The organism is Pseudoxanthomonas sp. SE1, from assembly GCF_029542205.1.
Classification (GTDB): domain Bacteria; phylum Pseudomonadota; class Gammaproteobacteria; order Xanthomonadales; family Xanthomonadaceae; genus Pseudoxanthomonas_A.
In genome coordinates this window covers 3529507-3554478 of the sequence record NZ_CP113783.1, presented here as the reverse complement: position 1 = coordinate 3554478, position 24972 = coordinate 3529507, and the positions used below count along the sequence as shown (strand labels likewise).

Annotated in this window: 32 protein-coding genes; 16 read left to right on the top strand and 16 right to left on the bottom strand. The window is 66.8% G+C overall.

Annotation, left to right across the window (positions count from 1 at the left end):
* Positions 1–102: 102 nt before the first annotated feature.
* On the bottom strand, positions 103–555 hold the full coding sequence (locus OY559_RS16870) for a hypothetical protein (RefSeq protein WP_277727407.1): 453 nt from the start codon (positions 553–555) through the stop codon (positions 103–105).
* Between the two features lie 207 nt (positions 556–762).
* On the opposite strand from OY559_RS16870, the gene OY559_RS16865 reads away from it, so the two are divergent.
* Positions 763–1599: a hypothetical protein gene (locus OY559_RS16865; protein WP_277727406.1), complete on the top strand. Its 837-nt coding sequence runs from the start codon at positions 763–765 to the stop codon at positions 1597–1599.
* A gap of 120 nt (positions 1600–1719) precedes the next feature.
* Here the strand turns inward: OY559_RS16865 and OY559_RS16860 are convergent, their stop codons facing one another.
* Positions 1720–2142 carry a hypothetical protein gene (locus OY559_RS16860; RefSeq protein WP_277727405.1) on the bottom strand — a complete coding sequence of 141 codons (423 nt, stop codon included), beginning with the start codon at positions 2140–2142 and terminating at the stop codon, positions 1720–1722.
* Between the two features lie 307 nt (positions 2143–2449).
* Here OY559_RS16860 and OY559_RS16855 point away from each other — a divergent pair, with 307 nt between their 5' ends.
* Entirely contained in the window at positions 2450–3193 is a 744-nt protein-coding gene (locus OY559_RS16855) for an SDR family oxidoreductase (protein WP_277727404.1), read from the top strand.
* A gap of 12 nt (positions 3194–3205) precedes the next feature.
* Here the strand turns inward: OY559_RS16855 and OY559_RS16850 are convergent, their stop codons facing one another.
* The 3 genes from OY559_RS16850 to OY559_RS16840 form a co-directional block, all read right to left on the bottom strand.
* Complete coding sequence (locus OY559_RS16850; RefSeq protein WP_277727403.1) at positions 3206–3844, bottom strand: cysteine hydrolase family protein; 639 nt, start codon at positions 3842–3844, stop codon at positions 3206–3208.
* A gap of 109 nt (positions 3845–3953) precedes the next feature.
* Positions 3954–4223, bottom strand: a complete 270-nt coding sequence (locus OY559_RS16845; protein ID WP_277727402.1) for a hypothetical protein — start codon at positions 4221–4223, stop codon at positions 3954–3956.
* A 153-nt stretch (positions 4224–4376) separates the two neighbouring features.
* Positions 4377–5039, bottom strand: coding sequence for an ECF-type sigma factor (locus tag OY559_RS16840; protein WP_277727401.1), 663 nt, complete (start codon positions 5037–5039; stop codon positions 4377–4379).
* A gap of 290 nt (positions 5040–5329) precedes the next feature.
* Here OY559_RS16840 and OY559_RS16835 point away from each other — a divergent pair, with 290 nt between their 5' ends.
* Both OY559_RS16835 and OY559_RS16830 read left to right on the top strand, forming a co-directional pair.
* A complete protein-coding gene (locus OY559_RS16835; protein WP_277727400.1) occupies positions 5330–5797 on the top strand; it encodes a transposase in 468 nt (155 codons plus the stop codon).
* A gap of 427 nt (positions 5798–6224) precedes the next feature.
* Complete coding sequence (locus OY559_RS16830) at positions 6225–6434, top strand: hypothetical protein (protein ID WP_277727399.1); 210 nt, start codon at positions 6225–6227, stop codon at positions 6432–6434.
* Positions 6435–6470: 36 nt separating this feature from the next.
* Here the strand turns inward: OY559_RS16830 and OY559_RS16825 are convergent, their stop codons facing one another.
* Complete coding sequence (locus OY559_RS16825) at positions 6471–6989, bottom strand: adenine phosphoribosyltransferase (protein WP_277727398.1); 519 nt, start codon at positions 6987–6989, stop codon at positions 6471–6473.
* A gap of 110 nt (positions 6990–7099) precedes the next feature.
* Positions 7100–7633, bottom strand: a complete 534-nt coding sequence (locus OY559_RS16820) for an outer membrane beta-barrel protein (RefSeq protein WP_277727397.1) — start codon at positions 7631–7633, stop codon at positions 7100–7102.
* A gap of 307 nt (positions 7634–7940) precedes the next feature.
* Here OY559_RS16820 and OY559_RS16815 point away from each other — a divergent pair, with 307 nt between their 5' ends.
* Positions 7941–8459 carry a DUF1993 domain-containing protein gene (locus tag OY559_RS16815; RefSeq protein ID WP_277727396.1) on the top strand — a complete coding sequence of 173 codons (519 nt, stop codon included), beginning with the start codon at positions 7941–7943 and terminating at the stop codon, positions 8457–8459.
* Positions 8460–8680: 221 nt separating this feature from the next.
* Entirely contained in the window at positions 8681–10420 is a 1740-nt protein-coding gene (locus tag OY559_RS16810; protein WP_277727395.1) for a caspase family protein, read from the top strand.
* 9 nt (positions 10421–10429) lie between these two features.
* Here the strand turns inward: OY559_RS16810 and OY559_RS16805 are convergent, their stop codons facing one another.
* The 3 genes from OY559_RS16805 to OY559_RS16795 all read right to left on the bottom strand — a co-directional run bounded on the left by OY559_RS16805 (position 10430) and on the right by OY559_RS16795 (position 12704).
* Positions 10430–11695, bottom strand: coding sequence for an RNA polymerase sigma factor (locus tag OY559_RS16805; protein WP_277727394.1), 1266 nt, complete (start codon positions 11693–11695; stop codon positions 10430–10432).
* 91 nt (positions 11696–11786) lie between these two features.
* A complete protein-coding gene (locus OY559_RS16800) occupies positions 11787–12200 on the bottom strand; it encodes a VOC family protein (RefSeq protein ID WP_277727393.1) in 414 nt (137 codons plus the stop codon).
* Between the two features lie 117 nt (positions 12201–12317).
* Positions 12318–12704 (bottom strand): MmcQ/YjbR family DNA-binding protein, encoded by a 387-nt coding sequence (locus OY559_RS16795; RefSeq protein ID WP_277727392.1) that lies wholly within the window; start codon positions 12702–12704, stop codon positions 12318–12320.
* Positions 12705–12849: 145 nt separating this feature from the next.
* Here OY559_RS16795 and OY559_RS16790 point away from each other — a divergent pair, with 145 nt between their 5' ends.
* Positions 12850–13245, top strand: coding sequence for a low affinity iron permease family protein (locus OY559_RS16790; RefSeq protein WP_277727391.1), 396 nt, complete (start codon positions 12850–12852; stop codon positions 13243–13245).
* A gap of 72 nt (positions 13246–13317) precedes the next feature.
* Here OY559_RS16790 and OY559_RS16785 read toward each other — a convergent pair whose 3' ends face one another.
* The 4 genes from OY559_RS16785 to OY559_RS16770 form a co-directional block, all read right to left on the bottom strand.
* Positions 13318–13791: a GNAT family N-acetyltransferase gene (locus OY559_RS16785; RefSeq protein ID WP_277727389.1), complete on the bottom strand. Its 474-nt coding sequence runs from the start codon at positions 13789–13791 to the stop codon at positions 13318–13320.
* A 45-nt stretch (positions 13792–13836) separates the two neighbouring features.
* The gene (locus tag OY559_RS16780; RefSeq protein WP_277727388.1) at positions 13837–14700 is read right to left on the bottom strand and encodes an SDR family oxidoreductase; all 864 of its coding nucleotides are present in this window, start codon (positions 14698–14700) and stop codon (positions 13837–13839) included.
* 290 nt (positions 14701–14990) lie between these two features.
* Positions 14991–15521 carry a hypothetical protein gene (locus tag OY559_RS16775; protein ID WP_277727387.1) on the bottom strand — a complete coding sequence of 177 codons (531 nt, stop codon included), beginning with the start codon at positions 15519–15521 and terminating at the stop codon, positions 14991–14993.
* 129 nt (positions 15522–15650) lie between these two features.
* A complete protein-coding gene (locus tag OY559_RS16770; RefSeq protein WP_277727386.1) occupies positions 15651–16547 on the bottom strand; it encodes a TIGR01777 family oxidoreductase in 897 nt (298 codons plus the stop codon).
* Positions 16548–16663: 116 nt separating this feature from the next.
* Here OY559_RS16770 and OY559_RS16765 point away from each other — a divergent pair, with 116 nt between their 5' ends.
* The 6 genes from OY559_RS16765 (at position 16664) to OY559_RS16740 (ending at position 20164) form a co-directional block, all read left to right on the top strand.
* On the top strand, positions 16664–17362 hold the full coding sequence (locus OY559_RS16765; RefSeq protein ID WP_277727385.1) for an alpha/beta fold hydrolase: 699 nt from the start codon (positions 16664–16666) through the stop codon (positions 17360–17362).
* A gap of 91 nt (positions 17363–17453) precedes the next feature.
* Positions 17454–18359 (top strand): phosphogluconate dehydrogenase (NAD(+)-dependent, decarboxylating), encoded by a 906-nt coding sequence (gnd, locus tag OY559_RS16760; protein ID WP_277727384.1) that lies wholly within the window; start codon positions 17454–17456, stop codon positions 18357–18359.
* Between the two features lie 61 nt (positions 18360–18420).
* A complete protein-coding gene (locus OY559_RS16755; protein ID WP_277727383.1) occupies positions 18421–19098 on the top strand; it encodes a type 1 glutamine amidotransferase domain-containing protein in 678 nt (225 codons plus the stop codon).
* A gap of 63 nt (positions 19099–19161) precedes the next feature.
* On the top strand, positions 19162–19449 hold the full coding sequence (locus OY559_RS16750; protein WP_277727382.1) for a DUF3247 family protein: 288 nt from the start codon (positions 19162–19164) through the stop codon (positions 19447–19449).
* Positions 19449–19643, top strand: coding sequence for a CPXCG motif-containing cysteine-rich protein (locus tag OY559_RS16745; RefSeq protein ID WP_277727381.1), 195 nt, complete (start codon positions 19449–19451; stop codon positions 19641–19643). The genes OY559_RS16750 and OY559_RS16745 overlap by 1 nt, the downstream gene beginning before the upstream one ends.
* A gap of 83 nt (positions 19644–19726) precedes the next feature.
* On the top strand, positions 19727–20164 hold the full coding sequence (locus OY559_RS16740; RefSeq protein WP_277727380.1) for a hypothetical protein: 438 nt from the start codon (positions 19727–19729) through the stop codon (positions 20162–20164).
* 481 nt (positions 20165–20645) lie between these two features.
* Here the strand turns inward: OY559_RS16740 and OY559_RS16735 are convergent, their stop codons facing one another.
* Positions 20646–22493 carry an ABC transporter ATP-binding protein gene (locus OY559_RS16735; RefSeq protein ID WP_277727379.1) on the bottom strand — a complete coding sequence of 616 codons (1848 nt, stop codon included), beginning with the start codon at positions 22491–22493 and terminating at the stop codon, positions 20646–20648.
* Between the two features lie 52 nt (positions 22494–22545).
* A complete protein-coding gene (locus tag OY559_RS16730) occupies positions 22546–23118 on the bottom strand; it encodes an NADPH-dependent FMN reductase (RefSeq protein ID WP_277727378.1) in 573 nt (190 codons plus the stop codon).
* A 66-nt stretch (positions 23119–23184) separates the two neighbouring features.
* Between OY559_RS16730 and soxR the strand changes: the two genes are divergently transcribed.
* The 3 genes from soxR (at position 23185) to OY559_RS16715 (ending at position 24842) form a co-directional block, all read left to right on the top strand.
* Positions 23185–23649, top strand: a complete 465-nt coding sequence (gene soxR / locus OY559_RS16725; RefSeq protein WP_277727377.1) for a redox-sensitive transcriptional activator SoxR — start codon at positions 23185–23187, stop codon at positions 23647–23649.
* A gap of 61 nt (positions 23650–23710) precedes the next feature.
* A complete protein-coding gene (locus tag OY559_RS16720) occupies positions 23711–24238 on the top strand; it encodes a DUF2059 domain-containing protein (RefSeq protein WP_277727375.1) in 528 nt (175 codons plus the stop codon).
* Positions 24225–24842, top strand: a complete 618-nt coding sequence (locus tag OY559_RS16715) for an HAD family hydrolase (RefSeq protein WP_277727374.1) — start codon at positions 24225–24227, stop codon at positions 24840–24842. The genes OY559_RS16720 and OY559_RS16715 overlap by 14 nt, the downstream gene beginning before the upstream one ends.
* Positions 24843–24972 lie beyond the last annotated feature (130 nt).

Here is a 24972-nt window from a genome sequence, read left to right as displayed (position 1 = left end):
CCTGCCGCGATGCATGGCGCGCGGTCGTCGCCCTTGTCGGTGAGCGTTGGATGTTCATGCGGAAAGGGTGGCCCGCGCTTCGACGATGGTCAACCGCGCGCGTCATGGATCGAAGGGATGTGCCTTGCCGCATGCGTAGACATGGTTGTAGTCGCTGGACATGCACTGGTAGAAGTCGCGCCGCGCGCCGGTGGCGGCCGCGCAGTCCTCCGTGGTCAGTGCAGCCAGCAGGCGCTTCAGTGCCGGGGTGGCCGCATCGTAGGCGGACGGGCTCATGTAGCCGGCGCGAAGGTTCTTCTCGCCGACCTCCAGCATGGTCTCCACGCCCCAGCGGGCGTTCTCCACGGCCTTGTCGCATGACAGCGGCGATGCGGTATCGCTCACCTGCGCCAGATGCCCGGCGATCGCGGCGACATCGGCCTGCACGTCTGGCGGGAGCGCACGCGCGGCGGGCGGATCGTCGCCGTATGCCATGCCCGACAGCAGCAACGATCCCGCCACCACCGGAATGCCGAGACCAGCGTGGCGGAGGGAACGACGAGGGCGTGCGGTCATGGATTTGATGCGCGTTTGAAGAGGGGGTGCGCATTCTATGGCAGGGGCATCATCGACCCGGCAAGGCATGCGTGGCCCGTGAATGACAGTGACGGCTTGTGGTGCACGGGGGCCCTTGCAAGAATGCCGTGGGGCCGGGTCTGGCGCGGGCAGGAAGCACCGCCCGTCGTATCCGGACCCCAGACACTTCCACTATGTGAGGACCACATGACCTACAAGCTACTTGCCGCCATCGCGCTCGCCCTGTCGAGCGTGGCGCCCGCGGCCATCGCGGGTGAATGCGAGGACAACTTCAGCAAGTCCGGCAGCATCTTCTCCGGCACCGATTTCAGCAGCCGCGTCACGGTGCCGGATTCGACCGTCAAGGATGCGATGGGACAACTGCGCGGCATCATGATCGCCGAGAAGATGGACGTGATCACCGAGGATGTCGAGACCGGCTCCATGCTGGTCGAACAGCGTTCCACCGGCACCACGCGCGCCATCCCGACCCTGATCAACGTGAGCGCCGACGGCAAGGATGCGACCGTGCAGATGACGGTCAAGACCGAAAAGGGCCAGATGGCCAAGGCCGATGCCATGCGTCCCTACATGTGCACGCTGTTCGCCAAGTTGAAGGGGGGCAAGGAAGGCCGTGCCGCCGCGGCCCAGGGCGCGAAGACGCAGAACAACGCCGATGTGACGGTGAAGGATGTCTTCATGTTCTCGCGCGAGATCGCGCGTGAAGCCAAGGGCAATGCCGTGGCCGTCACCGCGCGCCACAAAGGCCGCAACTACGCGTTGCGTGGCCGGGTGGATTACGTGCAGGAAGATGGGGAGGACTACAACGTGTCGTTCGAGATCCCCGACCAGGGCAAGATGCTAATCCAGGTGCCGGGCGACAATGAGCCGCGTGTCGGCGTGGCCTGCCTGTTCCGTCCGAACCAGCTGGCCAACGTACTGACGTTCCGCAAGGGCGACAAGGTGACGTTCAAGGGCCAGTTCCTGCGCTATGACGATTTCAAGCGCGTACTGTGGCTGCAGAACTGCGTGCAGACGCGATGACCCGCATCCAGTCCCGGATGTGAATGTCCGGGACCGGCGTGCATGAAGAAGGGCGCCCATGGGCGCCCTTCTTGTGTCAGTTGCTGGGGAGAGTGGCAGGCATGGTGTTCCGCCGTGGCCTCAGCTGTCCTCGCGCCGGTAGACGCCGACATTGGTGTAGCAGCGGCCATCACTGAGATGGCCGCGCATGCGGATCACGAGGGTGTCCGGATCGACCAGTTCGCGTTCCGACCATTGCACTTCGCGGCCATCGTGCCAGGTGGTGGAGTGGAGCTGCGTGGGGGATACGGATTCGAAACTCAGCGCATCGGCATGCGGCGTGCTGTGGTACGGATACGGTGTGCCGTCGACGCGTCCGTCGAAGGCGGCGCGATGCCGCTTGCCGTTCTTGCCCAGCCATTCCGACGCGATCGAAAGCGCGCCGTCGGCGGCGCAGTCGAGCTGGTACAGCCCCCTGCGCGGAGGGCGCCCGAGTTGGTAGTCGCACTGCTCGGGAAGCAAGTGCCAGGTGCCGGCGAATCCGGCGGCCGCATGTGTGGTCATGTGCGCTCCTTGCGCGAGAACCGGACCGGTGGCGGCCCGACGACGCCATGCTAGCGACAACCCCCGGGGGACCGGCTGCTAACACCGTCGCACTTCCACGTTCCGTCGTGATGATGAACGGGGCAGCGCGGCCGGCGTCCGGCGTGACTGTGAGTCGGATTGCGACGCATGCCTCAGCATGCGGACGGGAAACGCGCATCGCGGCCGCGACCGGCGGGGGGCTGTCACGCCGTGGCGCGGTACCGCGTCCTGGGAGACATGACGGCTCCGGTTGCCGTCATTCCATCCAACCCAAGGGAGTCGATCCATGAAAGTCGTCGTTGTGGGAGGTACCGGTCTGATCGGGAAGCGCCTGGTCGCGCTGCTCAAGGCCAAGGGGCATGACGTGGTGGCTGCAGCGCCGTCCACCGGTGTGGATGCAGTGACCGGGGAAGGCGTGGCAGCCGCCCTCGAGGGGGCCCATGTGGTCGTCGATGTCGCCAATGCGCCTTCGTTCGAGGACGCGGCGGTGAAGGCGTTCTTCGAAGCCTCCACCGGACACCTGCTGGCAGCCGCAGCGCACGCCGGCGTGCGTCACTACGTGGCATTGTCGGTGGTGGGTACCGAGCGCCTGCAGGGAAGCGGCTATTTCCGCGCCAAGTGGGCGCAGGAGCAGCGCATCCGGGCCGGCGGCGTGCCATACACCCTGGTGCGTGCGACGCAGTTCTTCGAGTTCCTGGATGGCATCGCGCAGTCCGGCATGCAGGGCGATGACATCCTGCTGCCGAGCGCACGCATGCAGCCGATCGCGGCCGATGATGTGGCCGCCATGCTGGCGGTGGTGGTTGATTCGACACCGGCGGAGGGCATCGTGGAGATCGCCGGGCCGCAGGCGCGCCCGATGGCCACATTCGTTGCCGATCACTTGCGGTCCTGTGGCGATCCGCGCGAGGTCAGGGCCGCGGCCGACGCCCCGTATTTCGGCATGCCATTGGATGACGACACGCTGCTGCCCACGGGGATTGCCCGCATTGCGGCGACGGATTACGCGGCGTGGTCGTTGCGGAGGTAGGACGGACGCAGGTCAACCGCGCGCGCGGGCGGTCAGGGCATCGACCAGGCCCTCGGTGGTCAGGATCGCGTGCGCGTAAGTAGGCGCGTTGATCTCGTGCGCGGCATGCATCGCGGCCGCGCTGGCGGCTGCGGTGGCATCGCGGACAAGGGTCACGTGATAGCCCAATTCCGAGGCGAACCGGCCCGTGGTTTCGATGCAGGTGTTGGCGATCAGGCCCACCAGGATCACGTGGGTGATGCGGTGCTGTTTCAGCAGGTAATCGAGATCGGTATTGGAGAATCCACTGCCGCCCCAGTGCTCCTTGGCGACGATGTCGCCAGGTTGTGGCGCGAAGTCCGGATGCCACTCCCCGCCCCAGCTGTCCTTCGCGAAGGGCTGCACGCGTGCCGCGCCCAGCTGGTAGGGCGTCGGGTGGTCCCAGCCATTGAAATCATCGGGTTCCGAGCGATGGTGCGGCACGATGAACACGGGCAATCCCGCCTGCCTGACGCAGGACACCACGGTGCGCAGATGGGCATGCAGATCCACGCTGCGCGCGACGTCGGCGACCAATGGCCAGAGTTTTCCCCCTTCCGCGAGGAAGTCGTTGTAGGGATCTATGAAGAGCAGCGCGGTGCGGCCGGCGGGATAGCCCTGCATGGGAGACATGGCGGCGTGCCCTCATGACGCGGACGGTGGTCCGAGGCTGCAGCATCGCGCCGCAGGCCTTCCCCGCATTGCATCGGCGTGCGCGACAAGCCGCAGGTTGGCATCGCTGTCAGGCGTGGCGCGCGAGCCCGCCTGCCGGTTGCGCCGTCTCGCCATCGGGCGCGTCGTCGCCCGGCATGGAAGTGCCCGGGGCGTGGATGCTCCAGGGCGGCACGTCCATCTCATGGTCCAGTGCGTCGGTGACCAGCAGGTGGACCAGCGCATCATGCAGGATCGGGTCGGTCCGTCTCAGGACGGCCAGCGCCGCCGACTGCTCTTCATCCGCCATGTCGGAATAGGCGTCGAACAGGTGCAGGGCGTGGGTCAGGCAGGTCTTCATCACATCGCCCCCTTGGCAGATGACGACAACGGCCCCGCTTCCGGGGCCGTGGACCTTTGAGGGAGAGGAAGGTTCTTGCTCACATCGGGATCATTCGCCTTCCGGCTGCGATCCAGGACGTGGCGCGTAATGAAAGATACGTGACCTGCCCGGTCAAAGCGGTTCAGGCAACTCGCCGTCACCGAGGTGGCTGAACAGGAAGGCACGCGCCTTGCGCCAATCCCGGCGCACGGTGCGCTCGGTCACCTTGAGCACGCCGGCGATCTCGAGCTCGCTGAGGCCACCGAAATAGCGCATCTCCACCACCTGCGCCAGCCGGGCATCCAGCTTGGCAAGGTCGTTCAGGGCCTGATCGAGGATCAGCAATTGTTCCAGCCTGGAGGTCTGCGCCGGCTCCGTGTTTTCGTCCAGCGGCAACAGGTCCATGCCTTCGCCGCGCTTCTCCGCCAACGCGCGCCGTACTTCGTCCAGCAGCACGAAACGCATCGCGCGCGCCACCAGGGCCACGAGATGGGCGCGATTTTCGACGCTGAAATCGGCACTGGCGAGCTTGAGCCAGGTCTCGCTGATCAGCGAGGTGGGTGATCTCACATGGCTGCGGCGCTGCTGGCGGATCTGCGACCGGGCGATCTGGTGCAGGTCGCGGTACAGCAACGCGTAGATCTGGTTCCAGGCCCCGGCTTGCCCCTTCTCCACATCGCACAGCAGCTGGGTGACTGACGCCTGGTCCGGAGGTGGCAGGTCGTCGGTGTTCTGGGAGCGCAGCACGCTGCCCACGTCAGGCCCAGTGCCATCCGGGTCCCGCTTATCTCTCATGTCCGGACTGTGCCTTTCATCACGATTTCGTCCCATATATCACCCGGCTGCGCCTCGACATGCAAGCCGTAACGGCGCATTCGCGGCGGTGCCGTCGCAGGAGGGGCCTTCCCCGGAAGGTGAAGGGGCGTTGGGCATGGGTGTTCCAGAGCGAACGATCGACCAGCAAGAGAGAGGTGTCATGCGTAATCTGAAGCGAGTCTGTGAAGTGGGCGGCTGCGCCGTCATGACCACGGCGCGGGGATCCGCCCGGGTGATGGATGGGGGCTCCCCGGATGCGGCATGACGCATTGGTCGGCACGCTGCGTGAAGAAGGCAGCGAGCGCGTGACAGGACAGTCCGGCATCGCCGCGGGAGTGCAAGCCTGGCCGCTGCCCCAGGGCCTGGGACCGCGCGCCATCAGCCAGTGGCCGATCACGCAGCGGCTCAGCACCGAAGAATGGAATTTCCTGATGCAGGCCCTGCCGGGCCGGGTAGGCGCGCGTGCGCGCCATGGCGGCAACGCGCGCCGGTTCATCGAGGCCGTCCTCTGGGTAGCGCAGACGGGCGCGTACTGGTCGGATCTGCCGCGCGAGTTCGGCTCCTGGCACGGCATCTACGTCCGTTTCATCCGTTGGGCGCAGGACGGCAACTGGAACGAGGTACTTGCGCGGTTCGACCAGCAGGACCAGCGTGCCCGCGATCTGCAGGGCCTCGTCGAGCGCTACCTGCATCGCAACAACACCAAGCATCTCAGCCGGGCAATGCGCGCATCGTGACAGTGTGGCGCGGCATGCGGAAAAAGCGGAATGCGGGACGCATTTTTGAAGTCAGTCCCGAGCGAGGTAACCCGTGCAGCATCGCGTGACGGCTCATCGTCGTCGCGCGATATGCGCGGGGATTCATCAAAGGGAGGGAGGCCTGCTTCTGCAGGCACAGGTGCCGGATGGGCATCCTCTTCTCCCGACAACTATCTGTCGGCACTCCCCGTCTGACAGGTAGGTGGACCGGCCCAAATCCCCAAGGAACCGGTCCATGGTCCGTCATGCCCGACACATGACGGGTCTCGCGCTTCGGCGCCTGAGGGGGAGGTGCAACGCCTCCCCCTCGTTTTTTCGCGAACACACGGATTGCTTACGTCCCGCTTCGGGGTGCTTAACGCGTCGAGACCTATGCTTGGCCACCCCGCCGCCAGGAGTACGCCGCATGAGCACGCATGTCTTCACTGCGCAGGATGCTTCGGGTCGTCGCTGCCGGATCCAGGTACATCGCGGAAACGAAGAAGACGCTGCGCATGGCGACCATCCCGGGACGCCCACGTATGTGCTGGAAGATGGAAGCCGAGTGCGCCGCATCGACAACGACACCTTCCTGGTCGTGGGTACGGGCGCCTACGTGACCCGCGTCGTCGATTGAATGCGGTGGCCGCGCGACGCGGCGACCCAATGGATGTCAGAACACCACGGACGCGTGCAGCGGCGCGGGGTGGTTCCATGCGCTGCGCGCGCCCAGGAAGCCGAGTTCGACCAGCACGCCCGTCCCGACAACGGTAGCGCCCTGTTGTTCGACCAGGTGCACGGCCGCCTTGAGCGTGCCGCCGGTGGCCAGTACGTCGTCGATCACGACAACGCGCGCACCGGCCGTCATGGCATCCGCATGGATTTCAAGGCGATCACGGCCGTACTCCAGCCCATAGTCCAGCGCGAGCGTATGGGCGGGCAACTTGCCTGGCTTTCGTACCGGCACGAAGCCCACGCCAAGCTCGTGCGCCAGCGCGGCGCCCAGGATGAAGCCGCGCGCTTCCACGCCCACCACCGCGTCGATGCCTGCACTCCGCCAGGGCTCGGCCAGCGAGGCGATCGCATCGGCGAATGCGGCCGCATCCGCCAGCACCGGCGTGATGTCCTTGAACAGGATGCCGGGCTTGGGGAAGTCGGGCACGTCGCGGATGTGATCGGTCCAGGCGGGCATGGGGATCTCGGAAGCAGGGAGGCCGCCGATGCTAACGCAGTCGCATCATCCGCAGAAAAAGAAGAGCCGCTGGCAGGACCAGCGGCTCCGGGCTTGCGGTGGGATGCAGCTCAGAAGTCGTAGCGGACCTGGAGTTGCGCCAGGTCAAGATCGGCATCTTCCACTTCGAAGCGGCTGTATTCGCCACGCAGGGCGACCTTGTCGTTGAGCCGGTACTGCAGGCCGACGCCGTAGACCGGGTCGGTGCCGTTGTCGTCCGTGGTGCCGGTCACGCCCGGCAGCGCAGTATCCAGGTCCCAGCGCTGGAAGCCGGCTTTGGCGTAGCCGGAGAACGTGTCGGTAAAGGGCACCGTGCCCACTGCGGTCAGGTAGACCGAGCTGGCTTCGATGTCGCGGCCGATGCCGTTGGTTTCCAGTTTGCCGAGATCTGCGTAACCACCTTCAAGACCGAACCAGCGATTGAACTGGTAACCACCGAACACGGAAAACGCGGTGTCCTCGTCGTCGTAACCGGCTTCGTCCACCAGCGACTGGCCCACGCCTGCGCCGACATGGAACCCCTTGTCGGCGGCTTGCGCACCGAATGCGGAAGCACCGACAAGCAGGGCGAGGAGGGTGCGGGACAGGATCTTGTTCTTCTTCATTGCCATCAACTCCAGCAGGAACACCGCGAGGGGAGGGAGAGCGGTGTTGCCAGCGACAGGTCCGGGCGGAATGCCAGGGCAGCTGTCGTTGCACGGAGAAGATGGGCGCAGCCCGATGCTGCCCAAGATCGATGATGGCGACGCACCTTCCCGCGAATGGAACGCAGGAAAGCGCGCATCCATTGCGCGTCACGCAGGTGTTTCCGCGCGGGACTCGCGCGATGGGATGCATTCTCCCGCGAAAGGTGGCTAATCAATGCGCCGTCGCCCGACTATGCTCGCGCTTCACTTTCCACGGAACTCCGCCATGAGCGCAGCGCTTTCGATGTACCAGGCTTCGGTCCCCGTCTTCCTGCGTGCGCTGGGCAACCTGCGCCTGGTCCTGGAGAAGGGCGAAGCGCATGCGCGCGCGCAAGGGTATGAACCGGCCGTCCTTCTGCAGTCGCGGTTGTATCCCGACATGCTGCCACTGGTGCGACAAGTGCAGATGGCGACCGATACCGCGAAGTTCGGTGCCGCGCGACTGACCGGTGTCGAATCGCCGCGCTTCGAGGACATTGAGACCACGTTCGCCGAGCTGTTCGCGCGACTGGATGCCGTATCCGCGTATCTCGGCACCTTCGAGGAGAGCGCCTTCGAGGGCAGCGAAGATCGTGCGGTCACGCTGTCCACGCGCTCGCGCGGCGACCTGACGTTCAATGGTCGCGGTTACCTGCTCGGCTTCGCACTGCCGAACCTGTTCTTCCATGTGACCATCGCCTACGCCATCCTGCGCCACAACGGGGTGCCTCTGGGCAAGCTGGATTACCTCGGCCCCGCCGCCTGACCGGTGTCCGCCCCCGCCACTGCCTGGCGTTGTCAGGGATGAACCGCGCGCTCCCTGCCGTGCGGTGGCTTCCCTGAGGAGCCGGTTGCCCTGCGGCGACGGAGTGCTGCCCGTGTCACGGCATGCGACCCGCTGCTCCGATACTGTCGGCCGGGCATCCACGCCATGCGAGGTCACCTCGCCTGCGCGGACGCCGGGACCACATCAGGGAGGAAGCAGCGATGGCAACGGCACTACGTATCCTGTGCGTGCATGGCGTAGGGCAGCATCCGCCGGGCGGCGCATGGCAGCAGCAGTGGGAGGCGGCGATCCACGACGCCTGCCGCCAGGTCGATGCCGAGCGTGCGCTCGACATCCAGTACTGCCACTACGACGACATCTTCGCCCAGCACAAGGTCAGCCTGGGCGACACGCTCGAAGCACTGGCGCGACTGCTGGCGAACGGCATCACCGCCCCGTTCAGGCGCGCGCGCGGGGACGATTCGAAGCTGCGCCACACTGCCGGCATGGTGGTGAAGTGGGTCGAGAGCGCAACGTTCCGCAAGCAGACCCGCACGCGCCTTGTGCAGCGCATCGAGGCGACGAAACCGCATGTGGTGCTGGGCCACAGTCTCGGATCACTGGTCTGTTACGACACCTTCACCCATGAAGAAACGCGCGCCACCGCGAGTGGCCGCTACTTCGCATCGCTGGGCTCGCAGATCGGCAATCCCTTCGTGCGCGGCGAGTACCAGGCCGGCCGGCTCAGCGCGATCGAGAAGGCGCGCTTCTGGTACCACCTCTACAACCGCTTCGATTCGGTGTTCACCGCCCGCGTGTCCATCACGGCGGACAACTTCCGCCAGGTCGACACGCATTTCGACATTCCCGGCAACGCCGACCATGCGGCCGAGGAGTACCTGCGCCATCCGCAGGCCATCAGCACGTTCTGGTTCGATGTGCTCAACGATGAAACCACGCGCATCACCCGTGCCCTGCGCGAACAGAGGCCGGTCGCCTGCCGCGTGGCGACGCCGCGCAAGCGTGCGTTGCTGATCGGCATCAACGACTATCCCGACCCGGACCAGCGCCTGGCCGGCTGCGTCAACGACGTCTTCCTGATGAGCGCGATGCTGCAGGAACAGGGCTTCGATGCCGGCGACATCCGCGTGGTGCTGAACGAGCGCGCCACCGCCGACGGCATCCGCGAACGCGTGGACTGGCTGCTCGAAGGCGTGCGCAGCGGCGACCAGCGCATCCTGTACTACAGCGGGCACGGCGCCCAGCTGCCCAGCTACGGTCTGGGCGACCGCGTCGATCGCATGGACGAGACGCTGGTGCCCTACGACTTCGACTGGACGGAGGACACCGCGCTCACCGACGACTGGCTGTTCGAGCGCTACGTGCAGCTGCCGTACGACGTGGACTTCAGCATCCTGCTGGACTGCTGCCATTCCGGCGGCATGGCCAAGGGCGGTCCGGCGCGCATGCGCGGACTCAACCCGCCGGACGATATCCGCCATCGTGCGATGAAGTGGGACGCCGCCAGGGAGATGTGGGTGCCGCGCGAACTGGAACTCACCGAGCGCAAGCAGCTGGCCGTCGACCAGGACACCATGCCGCTGGGCGACATGAGCGGCCGCCTGGGCTACGCATTGCCGGTACGCACGTTGCCACTGGGCCAGGCGCGCCAGATGCGCAAGAAGCTCGGCCACAAGGGGCCGTACATGCCGCTGCTGGTGTACGCGTGCCAGGAAGGCGAGTTCGCATACGAATACGAGCACGGCGCTGTCCAGCATGGCGCGTTCACCTATGCGCTGGTGAAGAACTGGCGCCGGATGCTGGCAGGGGGCCATGGAGACAGGCGACGGTTGAAAGTCAGCGACCTGGTGAAACACACCTCGCAGGAACTGCGCGAACTGGACTACGACCAGACCGCCGCGCTGGCCGGGCCCGAGATCCGCCTGTCGCGCTGGATGTAACGGGGCTTGCTATCCGGCAGCGCATTCGCGCGCGCGCGCCAGCAGCAGGGCCTGCTCGCGTGCGTTGCGGGTCATCGCCGCTGCGCGCTCGAATTCCGCACGTGCTTCGTCGCGGCGGTCCAGCTTGAACAGCAGGTCGCCGCGGACGCTGGGCAGCAGGTGGTACTGCTTCATCGCCGGTTCGTCGCGTAGCCGGTCCACCAGCGGCAACGCACTGGCCGGGCCGGCAGCCATCGACACCGCGACCGCGCGGTTCAGTTCGACCACCGGTGACGGATTCACCTGTGCCAATGCCGCGTACAGCGTCGCGATCCGCGCCCAGTCCGTCGCGTCCGCCGTACCGGCGCGGGCATGGCAGGCGGCGATGGCGGCCTGCAGGGCATACGGGCCGAATGCACCGCCCAGCTGCTCGGCACGCTCCAGCGCGGCCAGGCCACGCCGGATGAGCAGGTGGTCCCAACGGCCACGATCCTGGTCCAGCAGCAACACCGGCTCACCGTCCTTGCCGGTGCGCGCGTGCAGGCGCGAGGCCTGGATCTCCATCAGCGCGACCAACCCGTGCACTTCCGGTTCGCGCGGCGCCAGTGCGGCCAGCATGCGGCCCAGCCGCAGCGCTTCCTCGCACAGCGCGGGCCGCATCCAGCCGTCACCGCTGGTGGCCGAGTACCCTTCGTTGAAGACCAGGTACACCACGCCGAGCACCGACGAAAGACGCTCCTGCAGTTCTTCCCCGCGTGGCACCTCGAACGCCACGTCGGCCTCGGCCAGCGTGCGCTTGGCGCGCACGATGCGCTGGGCGACGGTGGGTTCCGAGGTCAGGAACGCGCGCGCGATCTCGTCCGTCGTCAGCCCGCACAGCAGGCGCAGCGTCAGCGCCACGCGGGCCTCCATCGACAGCACCGGATGGCACGACACGAAGACCAGCCGCAGCAGGTCGTCGTCGATGTCGTGGTCCAGCGCGTCCTCGTCACGCGCGCGCCGTTCCTCCTGCACGTCCTCCAGTTCGCGCGCCAGCTCCTCGTGCTTGCGGTCCAGCAGCTGGAGCCGCCGCAACCGGTCGATCGCGCGGCGCTTGGCGGTGGTCATCAGCCAGGCCCCCGGATTGTCCGGCACGCCGTCACGGGGCCAGGTTTCCAGGGCGGACACCAGCGCGTCCTGCGCCAGTTCCTCGGCCAGGTCCAGGTCCCGCAGCATGCGGGCGAGACCGGCGATCACGCGTGCGGATTCGATGCGCCAGACGGCATCGATCGCGCGATGGGTAGGGGTCGTCGACATGCCGCGCATCACACCACGGCGCCGCGATCGGTGAAAGTCGCAGCGCAGCGAACAGGGGCATCACCGTGTGCATGACGTCCCCGCACGGGCATCAGGCATCCTTCTCGCAGTTGATCATCCACGGTACGCCGAACTTGTCGACCAGCATGCCGAAGCGTACCGCCCAGAAGGTCTGCGCCAGTGGCATGGTCACCTGGCCGCCATCGGAGAGCGCGGCGAAGATGCGTTCAGCATCGGCGATGCTGTCCACCGACAGCGACACCGAACAGCCCTTCACGCCATCGTACGGATGGGCCGGGTGGTTGTCCGACCCCATCAGCACGGTCTGGCCGAACATCACATGCGTATGCATGATCTTCTGCTTGTACTCGGCCGGCATGTCCTCGCAGCCTTCGGTGCCCTCGAAGCGCATCATCGGGCCCAGCGTGCCGCCGGTGGCCTGCGCGTAGAAGGTGAAGGCGGCCTCGCAGTCGCCATTGAGGATCAGGTAGGGATTGACGTTCATGGTGCGCTCCTTGGGTGATGGTGCAGGCCCGGCCGGCCCTGCTTCTTTTCTCCGACGAACCGGCGTGCCTGGAATCGACACGCCGGGCCGGTCTTCTTCATTCGGGGCGCGTGGCGCTCAGCGGACCTTTCCGTCCGGCGCCGACGCCCCTTCCTGGATCTCGGCACGCTGCCGCCGGCTCAACCTGTCCCAGGCGTACCGGTGGGACCACGCCACCAGGTCCTTCAGGTAACCGGCCGGCATGGCGGACACGTCCACCACCGTGACCCAGCGGTGATGCCCCAGCCAGCGGGCAGGCTTGATGCCGGGCTGGTCGGTCAGTTCAAGAAAACGCTCCGGCGGGACTTTGAAGCTGAAACGCCACCGCTCCGGTTCACTGGTCTTGAAGTAGGCGAAGCGCTTGCCGCCCACTGCATACACCAGGATGTTGGCCGGTGCGTCGTACCGTTGTTCGACGGCGCCGGGCAAAGACCTGCAGTGGCGTTTGAGGGCGGCGACATCCATGCCGCATGCTAACGCCGTCGCCGCAGGCGATGCGCTGGCGGCGACGCGGTCGAGGGCACTGCCTGTCCGCGAAACGCCCCTGTTCACGCCCGCCTTCGTGCAAGGGATTACCTTGCCTGCCTTGCCATGCACAGGATCGCCCGCCATGTCGTCCCACTCCCTGTTCACGCGCGTGGCCAAGGCGGCTTCCACGTTCAGCGGCAGGCCCACGTGTTTCGTGCTGGCGCTGGCGGTGCTGCTGGCGTGGGCGGTCAGTGGCCCGATGTTCGGGTTCAGCGATACCTGGCAGCTCGTCATCAATACCGGCACCACCATCATCACCTTCCTGATGGTGTTCCTCATCCAGAACACCCAGAACCGCGATGCCGAAGCCATGCAGATCAAGCTGGATGAGCTCATCCGCGTCTCGCGCAACGCCAACAACGCATTGCTCGACCTGGAGGAAATGGAAGAGAAGGAACTCGACACCCTGCGCGCACGTTACGAGGACATGGCACGGCAGGCGCGCGAGGCGCAGCAGGTGAAGGCGGATCGCAGGTAGCCCGTGGATGCCGCGATTGCGCTTCGTTCCAACCCGGCCTACGGGTGAGTGGAAGCCCGGCGTGATGGCCCATCACACCAGCAACCGCTTCTCCATCCGGTAGTTGTGGATGGCCACGCCGCCGAGCGACAGAGCGTTGCGGCCCAGCATCAGGAAGCCGCGGCGCTCGAACAGCGGCCGCGACAGTTCGCTGGCCTCCACGAAGATGCGCGGCACGTGCAAGTGCCGCGCATGCGCCTCCAGTGCGGCGTAGAGGAACGAACCTACGCGCATGCCCTCGGCTTCCGGAGCGATGTAGAGAAAGTCGAGGTGCCCGTCGTCTTCCATGTCGCCGAAGCCCAGCACCGCTCCTGTGCCATCCTGCGCAACCAGCACGAGGCGTCCGTCACGGCAACGTGCTTCCGTTCCCTCGACAGTCGCCGTCGCCGCCCATGCGGTCACTTGCGCCGCGGTGTATGCACGCGGGCCGTAGTGCATGACGGATCTGGCGTACAGATCGGCCAGCGTGGAGGCGTCGTCGGGACGGTAGAGGCGGAGCGTCGGCATGGGCGAGGACACCGGAACGATGTCGTCAGTATGCGGTGCGTGGTTTCACGCCGAGATATGCCCGCCACCGTTGACGTGGATCAGCTGCCCGGTGATGTAGCGCGCATCCTCGCTGGCCAGGAACACATACGCCGGCGCGACTTCCGACGGCTGGCCGGGGCGCTTCATCAGCGTGTCCGAGCCGAATTCCGCCACCTGCCTGCGGGTGAACGAGGCCGGGATCAGCGGCGTCCAGATGGGTCCCGGCGCGACCGCGTTGACACGGATACCCCGGTCCGCCAGCGACTTGGCCAGCGAGAACGTCATCGCATGGATCGCGCCCTTGGTCGCGGCATAGTCCAGCAACGTATCGTGGCCACGCACGCCAGTCACCGAGCCGGTGTTGATGATGCAGCCGGTCTTTTCCGGCAGGTGGTCCAGCGCGGCGTCGACCAGGTGGAAGAACGAGAACAGGTTGGTCTCGAAGGTATGCCGCAGGCGCGCAGGCGTCAGGTCTTCCGGCGCATCCACGGGGTACTGCTGCGCGTGGTTGTTGACCAGCACGTCCAGCGCGCCGAGCTGTTTCACCGTGCGCGCGACCACGCGGCGGCAGCGGGCCGGTGTGGTCAGGTCGCCGCGCAATGCCAGGGCGCGCCGCCCCGTGGCCTCGATCAAGCGCTGCGTTTCCCGTGCATCGCGATCTTCTTCCAGGTAGGCAATCGCGACATCGGCACCCTCATGCGCGAAATGCACTGCCACGGCGCGCCCGATGCCGCTGTCGCCGCCGGTCACCAGCGCCACCTTGCCGGCGAGCCGGCCGCTGCCGCGGTAGCCGGGGCGGATGGTTTCGGGTTCGGGCTGCATCCGCGGTTGGCGACCGGGCTGGCGGCGCTGGGCCTGCGGACGGTTGACGCGCTTCTTGGTGGCCATGACGCACTCCTGGAAGGAACGTCCCGACCGTAAGTGCGCGGACGTTACGCCTCCGTCGGCAGGCGATGAAGATCGTCGTGATCGACGCCACCGTGGCTGCTGGAACACCGCTTCCAGCGCGGCCGGGTTCATGGGACCGGGTACCAGCTGCTCAAGCAGTTCCTTCGGCAGCTCCACTGCCGGCCTCAGGGCCGGCTCCTTCTTCTTGCGAGATATACAGGTTCCTTGGTGCCGTCATGGTTGGCCTGGCACACAAAATTCCTGACACCCTCCTGACACCATCTGACGTGCTAGCCGAGCAGCCTCTCTCTACTCACACAGAGCCTGACGCGGCAGCCAAAAAGCCTGGCGCTTCTCTCATTGGGGCTGGCACATGAGGCGAAAAGCCTCGTTCTTCTCTCAGCAAGCCTGACGTGCCAGCCGCGCAGCCTCTCTCTACTCACACAGAGCCTGACGCGACAGCCAAAAAGCCTGGCGCTTCTCTCATTCGGACTGGCGCATGAGGCGAAAAGCCTCGTTCTTCTCTCATCAAGCCTGACGTGCCAGCCGAGCAGCCTCTCTCTACTCACACAGAGCCTGACGCGACAGCCAAAAAGCCTGGCGCTTCTCTCATTCGGGCTGGCGCATGAGGCGAAAAGCCTCGTTCTTCTCTCATCAAGCCTGACGTGCCAGCCGAACAGCCTCTCTCTACTCACACAGAGCCTGACGCGGCAGCCAAAAAGCCTGGCGCTTCTCTCATTCGGGCTGGCGCATGAGGCGAAAAGCCTCGTTCTTCTCTCATCAAGCCTGACGTGCCAGCCGAACAGCCTCTCTCTACTCACACAGAGCCTGACGCGGCAGCAAAAAAGCCTGGCGCTTCTCTCATCCGGGCTGGCGCACGAGGCGAAAAGCCTCGTTCCACTCACACATGGGCTGGTGGCTCAGGCAAAACGTCCCGCGGGCGGCCGCGGTCACCTCGCCGGGCGCTGCAGCAGGTCTCCAAGCGCCGTCTCCAGCGTGGGAAAGCGGAACGTGAATCCCTCCGCCAGGGCGTGAGCAGGCAGCACACGCTGGCCGGTGAGCAGAAGCTGGGCCATCTCGCCGAAGCCGAGGGTCAGCGCGAAGGCCGGCGTGGGCAGTACGGCGGGGCGACGCAGGGCCTTGCCCAGCGCGCGTGCGAAGTCGCGATTGGTCACCGGCGTGGGTGCGGTGCCGTTGTAGGCGCCGCCGGCCTGGTCGCGCTCCAGCAACCACTGGATCAGGCTGACCAGGTCGTCGCGATGGATCCAGCTCATCCATTGCCGGCCATCGCCCATCGGTCCGCCCACGCCCATGCGGAACGGGGGCAGCATCTTCGCCAGCGCGCCGCCCCCGGTGCCCAGCACGATGCCGGTGCGCATGCGGCAGGTGCGGACGTCCAGGCTTTCGGCCTGCATGGCTTCGGTTTCCCAGTCCCGGCACAGGCGTGCGGCGAAGTCGTCGCCGGGTGCGGCGGACTCATCCAGCGCCACGTCGTCGCGCGGGCCGTAGTAGCCGATCGCCGAGCCGGAGACCAGCACGCGCGGTCGCGCGGCCTGGCGCGCCATCCATGCGATGAGCGCCCGCGTGGTGCCGATCCGCGATGCGATGAAGGCCGCCTTGCGCTCCGCGTTCCATCGCCCGGCCATCAGCGGTTCGCCGGCCAGGTTCACCACTGCCTCCATGTCGCTGGCCTCCTCCAGAGAGGCGAACGCGTGCACGGCCGGCAGCCGTGCGCGGGCGCGGGCCGGGTCGCGTGTCAGCACGCTGACGGTGTGGCCGGCCCGCAGCAGGCGGGTGCAGAGGGCCTGGCCGATGAAGCCGGTGCCGCCGGTGATCAGGACGCGCATGGAGCGGACTCGTGAGGGGTGGCTCCAGCTTACGCAGGCGGGTGTGTTGCGGATGTGGAACGGACCGTCGGCGGCGATCGGCGGTGGTTGGGCAGGCGGGTGATTACACTGGCGGCATGGCTTCATTTCCCCTGCTCCTGCTGCCCGGCCTGCTGTGTGACGAGCACCTGTGGCAGCAGCCTGCCGTGGCGTTGGCCGACGTCGCGACCGTGCATCACGCTGACCTCACCCTGGACGACAGCGTCGCCGGCATGGCCGCGCGCGTGCTGGCCACGGCGCCGCCGGTGTTCGCATTGGCGGGATTGTCGATGGGCGGCTATGTCGCGTTCGAGATCCTGCGCCAGGCGCCGCAACGCGTGGCACGCTTGGCATTGCTGGACACCAGCGCGCGCCTGGATCCGCCGAAGCGGCTCGCCGTGCGCCGGGCGGGACTGGCGATGGCCGCATCCGGCCGCTTCGCCGGGGTCACCCGCAAGCTGCTGCCGCAGCTGGTGCACGAGAGCCGGGTGGATGACGCCGTGGGTGCGGAAGTGATGGCCATGGCGCAGCGTGTCGGCCGCGATGCGTTCCTGCGCCAGCAGCGCGCCATCATCGACCGTCCCGATTCGTTGCCGCTGCTGCCCACCCTGGCCGTGCCGACATTGGTCGGCGTGGGCGAGGACGACCGCATGACGCTGCCGGAGGAATCCCGGATCCTGCACGAACATATTCCCGGTGCGCGTCTGCATGTGTTCGCGCGCTGCGGACACCTGCCCCCGTTGGAAGTGCCGCAGGAAACCGCGGCGGTGCTGCGCGATTGGCTGCTGGCCGCATGAGTCGCCGCACGCGCATGCGCGCCATCGCCGTGCGCAGGGCGGACAATGCGCGGGCACCTTTTCATTCTTGACTGACTACACGGGAGTACACATGGAACTGGCGATGATCGGGCTGGGGCGCATGGGCGCCAACATGGCCGAACGGCTGGTACGCGGCGGCCACGCGGTGCGCGGCTACGATCCGGGCGATGCTGCGCGCCAGCAGGCGGAGGCGCGCGGCATCGTCGTGCACGCGAACCTGCAGAACGCGGTGTCGTCGCTGCCCACGCCGCGCGTGGTGTGGCTGATGGTGCCGGCCGGGCACGTGGTCGACGACACGCTGGACCAGTTGCGGCCGCTGCTGTCGGCAGGCGACACCGTGATCGATGGTGGCAATTCCAACTACAAGGACACCCAGCGGCGTGCCGCGCTGTTGTCCGATGCCGGCATTCACTACGTCGACTGCGGCACCAGCGGCGGCGTGTGGGGCCTGGCGGAAGGCTACAGCCTGATGATCGGCGGCGACGCCGAGGCGGTGGCGCGCCTGGAGCCGGTGTTCGCCACGCTGGCGCCCGCGCGGGACAGCGGTTGGGGCCGGGTGGGCCCGAGCGGTGCAGGCCACTTCGCCAAGATGGTCCACAACGGCATCGAGTACGGAATGATGCAGGCTTATGCCGAGGGGTTCGCCATCCTCAAGAAGAAGCAGGAGATGGATTTCGACCTGGGCGCGCTGGCCGACATCTGGCGCGAAGGCAGCGTGGTGCGCTCGTGGCTGCTGGACCTGACCGCCGATGCGCTGAAGAAGAATCCGGAGATGCAGGGCATCGCGCCGTACGTGGCCGATTCCGGCGAAGGCCGCTGGACCGTGGCCGAGGCCATCGACCTCAATGTCTCCGCGCCGGTGATCACGTTGTCGCTGCTGGAACGCCTGCGCTCGCGCGATGACGATTCCTACGCCGACAAGCTGCTGGCGGCGATGCGCAACGAGTTCGGCGGGCATGCGGTGAAGCAGGGCTAGGCTCACCTGGCCTTATCGCAGGCAGCGCTAGTCTGGCCGCATCGACACGAGGGAAACGCCGATGAAGATCCTGATGGTCCTGACCTCCCATGATCGCCTGGGCGATACCGGGCTCAAGACCGGGTTCTGGCTGGAGGAATTCGCCGCGCCGTACTACGTGTTCAAGGATGCGGGCGCGGAGGTCGTGCTGGCGTCGCCGAAGGGCGGGCAGCCTCCGCTGGACCCGAAGAGCGACGCGCCCGATGCGCAGACGGCCGCCACCGTGCGCTTCAACGAGGATGCGGACGCACTGTCCGCGCTGGCCGGCACGCTGCGCCTGAAGGACGTGGTGGATGGCGAGTTCGATGCCGTGTTCTATCCGGGCGGGCACGGTCCGTTGTGGGACCTGGCCGAGGATGCCGATTCCATCCGGCTCATCGAGCAGGCGTTCTCCGCCGGCAAGCCGGTGGCGGCGGTGTGCCATGGACCGGCGGTGTTCCGGCACACGCGGGGCGCCCTGGGCGAACCGCTGGTGAAGGACAAGCGCGTGACCGGCTTCTCCAACCAGGAAGAAGCGGCGGTCGGGCTGGCCGACGTGGTGCCGTTCTCGCTGGAAGACGTGCTGAAGAAGAACGGCGGACGCTACGAGCGCGGCGCCGTGTGGCAGTCGTACGTGGTGACCGATGGCAGGCTGGTGACGGGACAGAATCCCGCCTCGTCCGAAGCCGCGGCCGAGGACGTGCTGCGCCTGCTGCGCTGACGTGTTCACGGCCGCTTACCAGGCCGGGACTAGGGTGGGGCCGCATTCGCACGGAGTAGGACCATGACGCAGGCGCCGCAGCATCTCTACACCCGGCAGGACGACATCGCCCGCATGGAGGCACTGATCCTGCAGTTGCCGGACGAGGCGAAGGTGGAATTGAAGCTCACCGATGGCGGTTCGATCACCGGCATCGTGCCGGTGCGTCCCAGCGTGCAGGTGTTCCGCGACGCCGAAGGCCGTGAGGGCTTCAATGCGGTGGTGCGCATCGACGACGGCACGCGCCCGGAGGTGGCGCACTACCTGTGGCTGGACCGTATCGCGTCGGTGACGGCGCTGGGCTCGGCCTGATGCCGCACCTGCCGTCCGCCGACATCGCCTGCCCGTACTGCGGGGAAGTCATCACGCTGGTCGTGGATGATTCGGCCGGCGACCAGCGCTACATCGAGGACTGCCATGTCTGCTGCAAGCCCATCGAAGTGCGCGTGAGCGTCGACGGTGACGGCATGGTCGAGATCGACGCATGGGGGCAGGACGAGGCCTGACCGCGCGCCGACCGTAACGCGCGTATCGCGTGCGGTGGCGCTATGCTCCCTCCCGGTCCAACAACCAACCCTGGGGAGGGAAGATGACGACCACAACGACGGTGAAGCGTTCGACGGGCTACTGGATCATCGCGGTGTTCGCGCTGGTCTGGAACCTGATCGGCGTGGCGTTCTGGTACATGCAGGTGAACATGTCCAGCGAACAACTGGCATTGATGACCGCACCGCAGCGGCAGGTCTACGAAGGCACGCCCGGCTGGATCAACATCGCGTTCGCCGTTGCCGTGTTCGGCGGCGTGCTCGGCGCGGTGGGGCTGCTGCTGAAGAAGCGCTGGGCCACCACGATGTTCCTGCTCTCGCTGGTCGCGCTGCTGGTGCAGATCATCGGCGCATACGTGGTGACGCCTGCATGGGCGGCCTACGGCGCGGCGGGACTGGCGATGCCGGTGGTGCTGGTGGTGATCGCGCTGTTCCTGTGGTGGTACAGCGGCAAGGCGAAGGGGCGCGGCTGGCTGTCGTGATTCGCGTACGATGATGCAAAAAGGCGCCGGGGAAACCCGGCGTTTTTTCTTCTCCCCACGCGGTGGGGAGAAGGAATAAAGGGCGTCGTCTTCTTTCAGGCACAAGCACGGCGAGACAGCTCCCCTCTCCCTGCGCAGCGGGGAGAGGGTGCCGAAGGCGGGTGAGGGGCGACGGAGCCTGTAGTGTCGATGCCGACGGACCGCTTCCAACGTCGGACGCAGACCGCGTAGGGGCTGTTATCGCGCTCGCCCCTCATCCGGCCTCCGGCCACCTTCTCCCCGCCGTGCGGGGAGAAGGGAACGTCAGGTTTCGGTCTCCTGCGGATCCACGCCGATGAAGTCGTCGGACTGGCGGCGCCAGGACCCCGTAGGGTGGGCCCTGGCCCACCCTCGCAACAACGCGCCATGCCGCGCGTGATCTGGCATGGCGACGGTGGGCCGGGCCCACCCTACGTTTCTGCGCAGCGGGGAGCAGGGAACGTCAGGCTTCAGTCTCTTCTAGATCCACGCCGATGAAACCACCCGACTGGCGGCGCCACAGCGCGGCATACAGGCCGTCCTGTTGCAGCAGTTCCTCGTGGCTGCCGCTTTCGATCACGCGGCCGCCGTCCATCACGATCAGGCGGTCGAGTACGGCGATGGTGGACAGGCGGTGGGCGATGGCGATGACGGTCTTGCCTTCCATCAGCGCGTACAGCTGTTCCTGGATGGCGGCTTCGACTTCCGAATCCAGCGCCGAAGTCGCTTCGTCCAGCACCAGGATCGGTGCGTCCTTCAGCAGTACACGCGCGATGGCCACGCGCTGGCGCTGGCCGCCGGACAGCTTCACGCCGCGCTCGCCCACCTGGGTGTCGTAGCCGCTGCGGCCCTTGGCGTCGGTCAGCCCGCGGATGAACTCGTCCGCATGTGCGCGCTCGGAGGCCTGCAGCAGTTCTTCCTCGGTCGCGTCCGGGCGGCCGTAGCGGATGTTGTCGCGGATCGAACGGTGCAGCAGCGAGGTGTCTTGGGTGACCATGCCGATGTTCCGGCGCAGCGATTCCTGGGTGACGTGCGCCACGTCCTGGCCGTCGATCAGGATGCGTCCGCCTTCCACGTCGTAGAAGCGCAGCAGCAGGTTCACCAGCGTCGACTTGCCGGCGCCGGAGCGGCCGACGATGCCGACCTTCTCGCCGGGCCTGATGACCAGCGACAGGTCGTCGATCACCTTGGCCTCGCGGCCGTAGTGGAACTTCACGTGGTCGAAGCGGATCTCGCCGTGCGCGACGTCCAGGTCTTTCGCGTCCTTGGCATCGGCGATGGCCAGCGGCTGCGCCAGCGTGCCCATGCCGTCCTCGACGGTGCCGATGTTCTCGAACAGGCCGGCCACTTCCCACAGGATCCAGTCCGACATCGAGCGGATGCGCATCACCAGCGCGATGGCCACCGCGATGGCGCCCATCGAGATCGATGCCTGCAGCCACGCCCAGATCGCCACACCGGCGATGCTGGCCAGCAGGAAGGCGTTGAGCGTGTGCAGGGCCACGGTCAGCTGGGTGACCAGCCGCATCTGCGCGTGCACGGTGACCATGAACTCGTCCATCGCGCCGCGGGCGTAGTCCTGCTCGCGCATGGTGTGGGCGAACAGCTTGATGGTCTGGATGTTGGTGTAGCTGTCGACGATGCGGCCGGTCATCTGCGCACGCGCGTCCGACTGCGCCATCGAGACCTTCTGCAGGCGCGGCACGAAGTGGAACACCAGCACCAGGTAGCTGACCAGCCAGACGACCAGCGGCAGCACCAGCCACACATCGGCCTGCGCCACCAGCACCACGGTGCCGACGAAGTAGACGACGACGTAGACGAACACGTCCATCAGCTTCATCACCGTCTCGCGGATCGACAGTGCGGTCTGCATGACCTTCTGCGAGATGCGGCCGGCGAACTCGTCCTGGAAGAAGCCCACGCTCTGCCGCAGCAGGTAACGGTGCGACAGCCAGCGGGCGATCATCGGGTAGTTGCCGAAGATGGTCTGGTGGATGATCAGCGACTGCACCAGCACCAGCAGCGGGTAGGCCACCACCACCAGCAGGCCCATCCACAACAGCGTCTGCCCATGCACCTGCAGGAAGCTGTCGCGGCCCGTGCTGCCCATCCAGTCGACCAGCTGCCCCATGTAGTCGAAGAAGGTGATCTCCAGCGCGGAGATCACACCGGTCAGCACCGACATCGCGATCAGCCACGGCAACAGCGGCCGCGAATAGTGCAGCAGGAACGGCAGCAGCTTGCGGGGCGGTGTGGCGGGTTCGCCCTTGGGATACGGATTGATGCGGGTTTCGAAGAATCGGAACATCGGGTCGGTCCATCGTGGGCGCGCATCGGCGCGCCGGGGAAAACGTACCGGCTCAGCCGGCGGGATAGGGCCAGGCCGCGCGCGCCTGGCGGAGCGCGTGGCCATGCCAGGCCAGCTGGTCCAGCATGCGGCGGGCGGCGCGTTCGCTGGCATCGCCTTCGCGTGGCCTGCCATTGGTATCGAAACGGTCCCACGCCTGGGCGAAATACACGCCATCACGGACCGGCACCGCATGCAGGCCGGAGAATACCTGCCGCAGCTGTTCCGCCGCACGGACGCCACCGCTGTGGCCCCCATAGGCGACGAACGCGACCGGTTTGGCCTGCCAGTGGGCCTGGACCGAATCGATCACGAACTTCAACGCGGCGGGATAGCCGTGATTGTACTCCGGCACCACCACCACGAAGGCGTCGGCGCGCCAGATGCGTTGTTGCAGATTCACGAGGTCGGCGCTGGGTGCGCCGCCGTGGCGGTGCGGAAGATCAAGCAGGGTGGGATCGATGGCATCGACAGTGTAGTCGCGCCGCAAGGCCAGCTGCGCGCGCAACCAATCGGCGACGGTGTCGCAGAAGCGACCTTCGCGCGTGCTGCCGTACAGCAGGGCCAGATGAAGTGGATCTCGCATGGGGACGGGTTGCAGGGAGGCGGGGTGGCAGGGTAGAACCTCAACCATTCTTGAGGTCAATCCGCCATGCCTGGAAAACAGCATCCGCCCGTCGAAACGGAACTCACCGTCGGCCAGGTGGCCGCGCGCGCGGGCGTCGCGGTGTCCACGCTGCACTTCTACGAAGCGAAGGGGCTGATCCACAGCTGGCGCAATGCCGGCAACCAGCGCCGCTATCCGCGCGAAGTGTTGCGCCGCGTGGCCGTCATCAAGGTGGCGCAGCGTACCGGCATTCCGCTGGCTGAGATCCAGTCCGCGTTGTCCTCATTGCCCGAGAACCGCACGCCCACCGCCGCCGACTGGAAGAAACTCTCCGCGCGCTGGCATGCCGCGCTGGAGGCCCGCATCGCCAGCCTGACCCGCCTGCGCGACCAGCTCGACGGCTGCATCGGCTGCGGCTGCCTGTCGTTGAAGGCGTGCCCGCTGCGCAATCCGTGGGACGAACTGGGCGAGGAGGGTCCCGGTGCCCGGTTGCTGGAAGCGGACGGGTAAGCGGCACGGGAGATGTCCTATGCTGCGCGGGCGCCAAGGTCGGCGCCGCATAGGAGGACGCATGAAAAAGTGGATGCTGTGCCTGTTGCTTGTCGTGGTGTCGCCCATATTCACTGCCGCCGCCGCGCCGGCCAGCGAAACCTCGGTGCGCGAGCTGCTGGACGTCACGAAGACGCGCCAGATGCTGGACCAGGTCTATGCCCAGATGGATGCCATGTACGCGGGTTCGATGCGCCAGGCGTTCGGGGGTACGTTGTCTGCCGAACAGCAGGCACGCGTCGACCGGCTCAGCACGCGCATGATGGCGTTGATGAAGAAGGAGTTGTCGTGGGAGGTGCTGGCGCCGATGTACGTCGACATCTACGGCAAGTCGTTCACCGAAGACGAGGTGCAGGGCATGCTCGCGTTCTACCGGACGCCGGCCGGGCAGGCGGTGGTCGACAAGATGCCGGTGGTCATGCAGCACTCGATGGAGGCGATGCAGTCGCGCATGGGCAGCCTGATGCCCGAGATGCAGAAGCTGCTGGCCGAGGAGCTGGAAAGCGCCCAGGCCGAACCCGAGACGGCGGCACCGCATGGTGGCCACTGAGCACGAGGGCGGACGGGACCTCGCGCTCTTCGACTTCGACGGTACGCTGACCACGCGCGAGACGTTTCCGGATTTCATGCGCCAGGCCGTCGCGCGTTCGCGGCTGCTGGTCGGCAGCGTGCTGCTGGCGCCGGTGGTGTTCGGCTACCGGCGTGGCTGGGTGGCGGGCAATCCGACCCGGGCCAGCATCGTGCAGGTGGGCCTGCGCGGCGTGGATGCGGAACGCCTGCGGGCGCAAGGCGCAGCCTTCGCACATGACGTGCTGCCCGGTGTGCTGCGGCCCGAGGCGATGGCGCGACTGGCGTGGCATCGCGAGCGTGGCGACCGCATCGTCGTGGTGTCGGGCGGACTGGATGTCTACCTCGTGCCGTGGTGCGCGGCGCAGGGTGTCGACCTGCTGTGCTCGGTGCTGGCCGAACGCAAAGGGCGCATCACCGGCTATGCCGGGCCGCAGTGCGTCGGCGAGGAGAAGGTGCGTCGCGTGCGCGCGCTGTGCGACCCGCAGGCGTATGCCGCCATCCATGCCTACGGCGATACGCACGAAGACCAGGCCATGCTGGCGATGGCGCACCACCGGACGTATCGCGGCAAGGCGATGGCCTGATTCTGTGTTCCTGTAGGAGCGACGTAAGTCGCGACCGCACGCCATCCGCGACACAAGATCCCAGGCCCGGTCCCGACCCGTCGTCTGGGTGGGCACAATGCACTTGATGTCTGGTGTCCCGGTTGTTCCG

What these genes read in the sequence shown, in the direction of transcription:
- OY559_RS16770 (WP_277727386.1), bottom strand. Translation starts at nt 16,547, where the DNA reads ATGCGCGTCCTGATCACCGGCGGCACCGGCTTCATCGGCCAGGCCCTC.
- OY559_RS16820 (WP_277727397.1), bottom strand. Translation starts at nt 7,633, where the DNA reads ATGAAGAAGAACAAGATCCTGTCCCGCACCCTCCTCGCCCTGCTTGTC.
- OY559_RS16750 (WP_277727382.1), top strand. Translation starts at nt 19,162, where the DNA reads ATGACGCAGGCGCCGCAGCATCTCTACACCCGGCAGGACGACATCGCC.
- OY559_RS16860 (WP_277727405.1), bottom strand. Translation starts at nt 2,142, where the DNA reads ATGACCACACATGCGGCCGCCGGATTCGCCGGCACCTGGCACTTGCTT.
- OY559_RS16840 (WP_277727401.1), bottom strand. Translation starts at nt 5,039, where the DNA reads ATGAGAGATAAGCGGGACCCGGATGGCACTGGGCCTGACGTGGGCAGC.
- OY559_RS16740 (WP_277727380.1), top strand. Translation starts at nt 19,727, where the DNA reads ATGACGACCACAACGACGGTGAAGCGTTCGACGGGCTACTGGATCATC.
- OY559_RS16800 (WP_277727393.1), bottom strand. Translation starts at nt 12,200, where the DNA reads ATGAACGTCAATCCCTACCTGATCCTCAATGGCGACTGCGAGGCCGCC.
- OY559_RS16850 (WP_277727403.1), bottom strand. Translation starts at nt 3,844, where the DNA reads ATGTCTCCCATGCAGGGCTATCCCGCCGGCCGCACCGCGCTGCTCTTC.
- OY559_RS16780 (WP_277727388.1), bottom strand. Translation starts at nt 14,700, where the DNA reads ATGGCCACCAAGAAGCGCGTCAACCGTCCGCAGGCCCAGCGCCGCCAG.
- OY559_RS16735 (WP_277727379.1), bottom strand. Translation starts at nt 22,493, where the DNA reads ATGTTCCGATTCTTCGAAACCCGCATCAATCCGTATCCCAAGGGCGAA.
- OY559_RS16795 (WP_277727392.1), bottom strand. Translation starts at nt 12,704, where the DNA reads ATGGATGTCGCCGCCCTCAAACGCCACTGCAGGTCTTTGCCCGGCGCC.
- OY559_RS16845 (WP_277727402.1), bottom strand. Translation starts at nt 4,223, where the DNA reads ATGAAGACCTGCCTGACCCACGCCCTGCACCTGTTCGACGCCTATTCC.
- OY559_RS16825 (WP_277727398.1), bottom strand. Translation starts at nt 6,989, where the DNA reads ATGCCCGCCTGGACCGATCACATCCGCGACGTGCCCGACTTCCCCAAG.
- OY559_RS16865 (WP_277727406.1), top strand. Translation starts at nt 763, where the DNA reads ATGACCTACAAGCTACTTGCCGCCATCGCGCTCGCCCTGTCGAGCGTG.
- OY559_RS16785 (WP_277727389.1), bottom strand. Translation starts at nt 13,791, where the DNA reads ATGCCGACGCTCCGCCTCTACCGTCCCGACGACGCCTCCACGCTGGCC.
- gnd (WP_277727384.1), top strand. Translation starts at nt 17,454, where the DNA reads ATGGAACTGGCGATGATCGGGCTGGGGCGCATGGGCGCCAACATGGCC.
- OY559_RS16755 (WP_277727383.1), top strand. Translation starts at nt 18,421, where the DNA reads ATGAAGATCCTGATGGTCCTGACCTCCCATGATCGCCTGGGCGATACC.
- OY559_RS16810 (WP_277727395.1), top strand. Translation starts at nt 8,681, where the DNA reads ATGGCAACGGCACTACGTATCCTGTGCGTGCATGGCGTAGGGCAGCAT.
- OY559_RS16870 (WP_277727407.1), bottom strand. Translation starts at nt 555, where the DNA reads ATGACCGCACGCCCTCGTCGTTCCCTCCGCCACGCTGGTCTCGGCATT.
- OY559_RS16765 (WP_277727385.1), top strand. Translation starts at nt 16,664, where the DNA reads ATGGCTTCATTTCCCCTGCTCCTGCTGCCCGGCCTGCTGTGTGACGAG.
- OY559_RS16790 (WP_277727391.1), top strand. Translation starts at nt 12,850, where the DNA reads ATGTCGTCCCACTCCCTGTTCACGCGCGTGGCCAAGGCGGCTTCCACG.
- OY559_RS16805 (WP_277727394.1), bottom strand. Translation starts at nt 11,695, where the DNA reads ATGTCGACGACCCCTACCCATCGCGCGATCGATGCCGTCTGGCGCATC.
- OY559_RS16830 (WP_277727399.1), top strand. Translation starts at nt 6,225, where the DNA reads ATGAGCACGCATGTCTTCACTGCGCAGGATGCTTCGGGTCGTCGCTGC.
- OY559_RS16745 (WP_277727381.1), top strand. Translation starts at nt 19,449, where the DNA reads ATGCCGCACCTGCCGTCCGCCGACATCGCCTGCCCGTACTGCGGGGAA.
- OY559_RS16815 (WP_277727396.1), top strand. Translation starts at nt 7,941, where the DNA reads ATGAGCGCAGCGCTTTCGATGTACCAGGCTTCGGTCCCCGTCTTCCTG.
- OY559_RS16720 (WP_277727375.1), top strand. Translation starts at nt 23,711, where the DNA reads ATGAAAAAGTGGATGCTGTGCCTGTTGCTTGTCGTGGTGTCGCCCATA.
- OY559_RS16855 (WP_277727404.1), top strand. Translation starts at nt 2,450, where the DNA reads ATGAAAGTCGTCGTTGTGGGAGGTACCGGTCTGATCGGGAAGCGCCTG.
- OY559_RS16730 (WP_277727378.1), bottom strand. Translation starts at nt 23,118, where the DNA reads ATGCGAGATCCACTTCATCTGGCCCTGCTGTACGGCAGCACGCGCGAA.
- OY559_RS16715 (WP_277727374.1), top strand. Translation starts at nt 24,225, where the DNA reads ATGGTGGCCACTGAGCACGAGGGCGGACGGGACCTCGCGCTCTTCGAC.
- soxR (WP_277727377.1), top strand. Translation starts at nt 23,185, where the DNA reads ATGCCTGGAAAACAGCATCCGCCCGTCGAAACGGAACTCACCGTCGGC.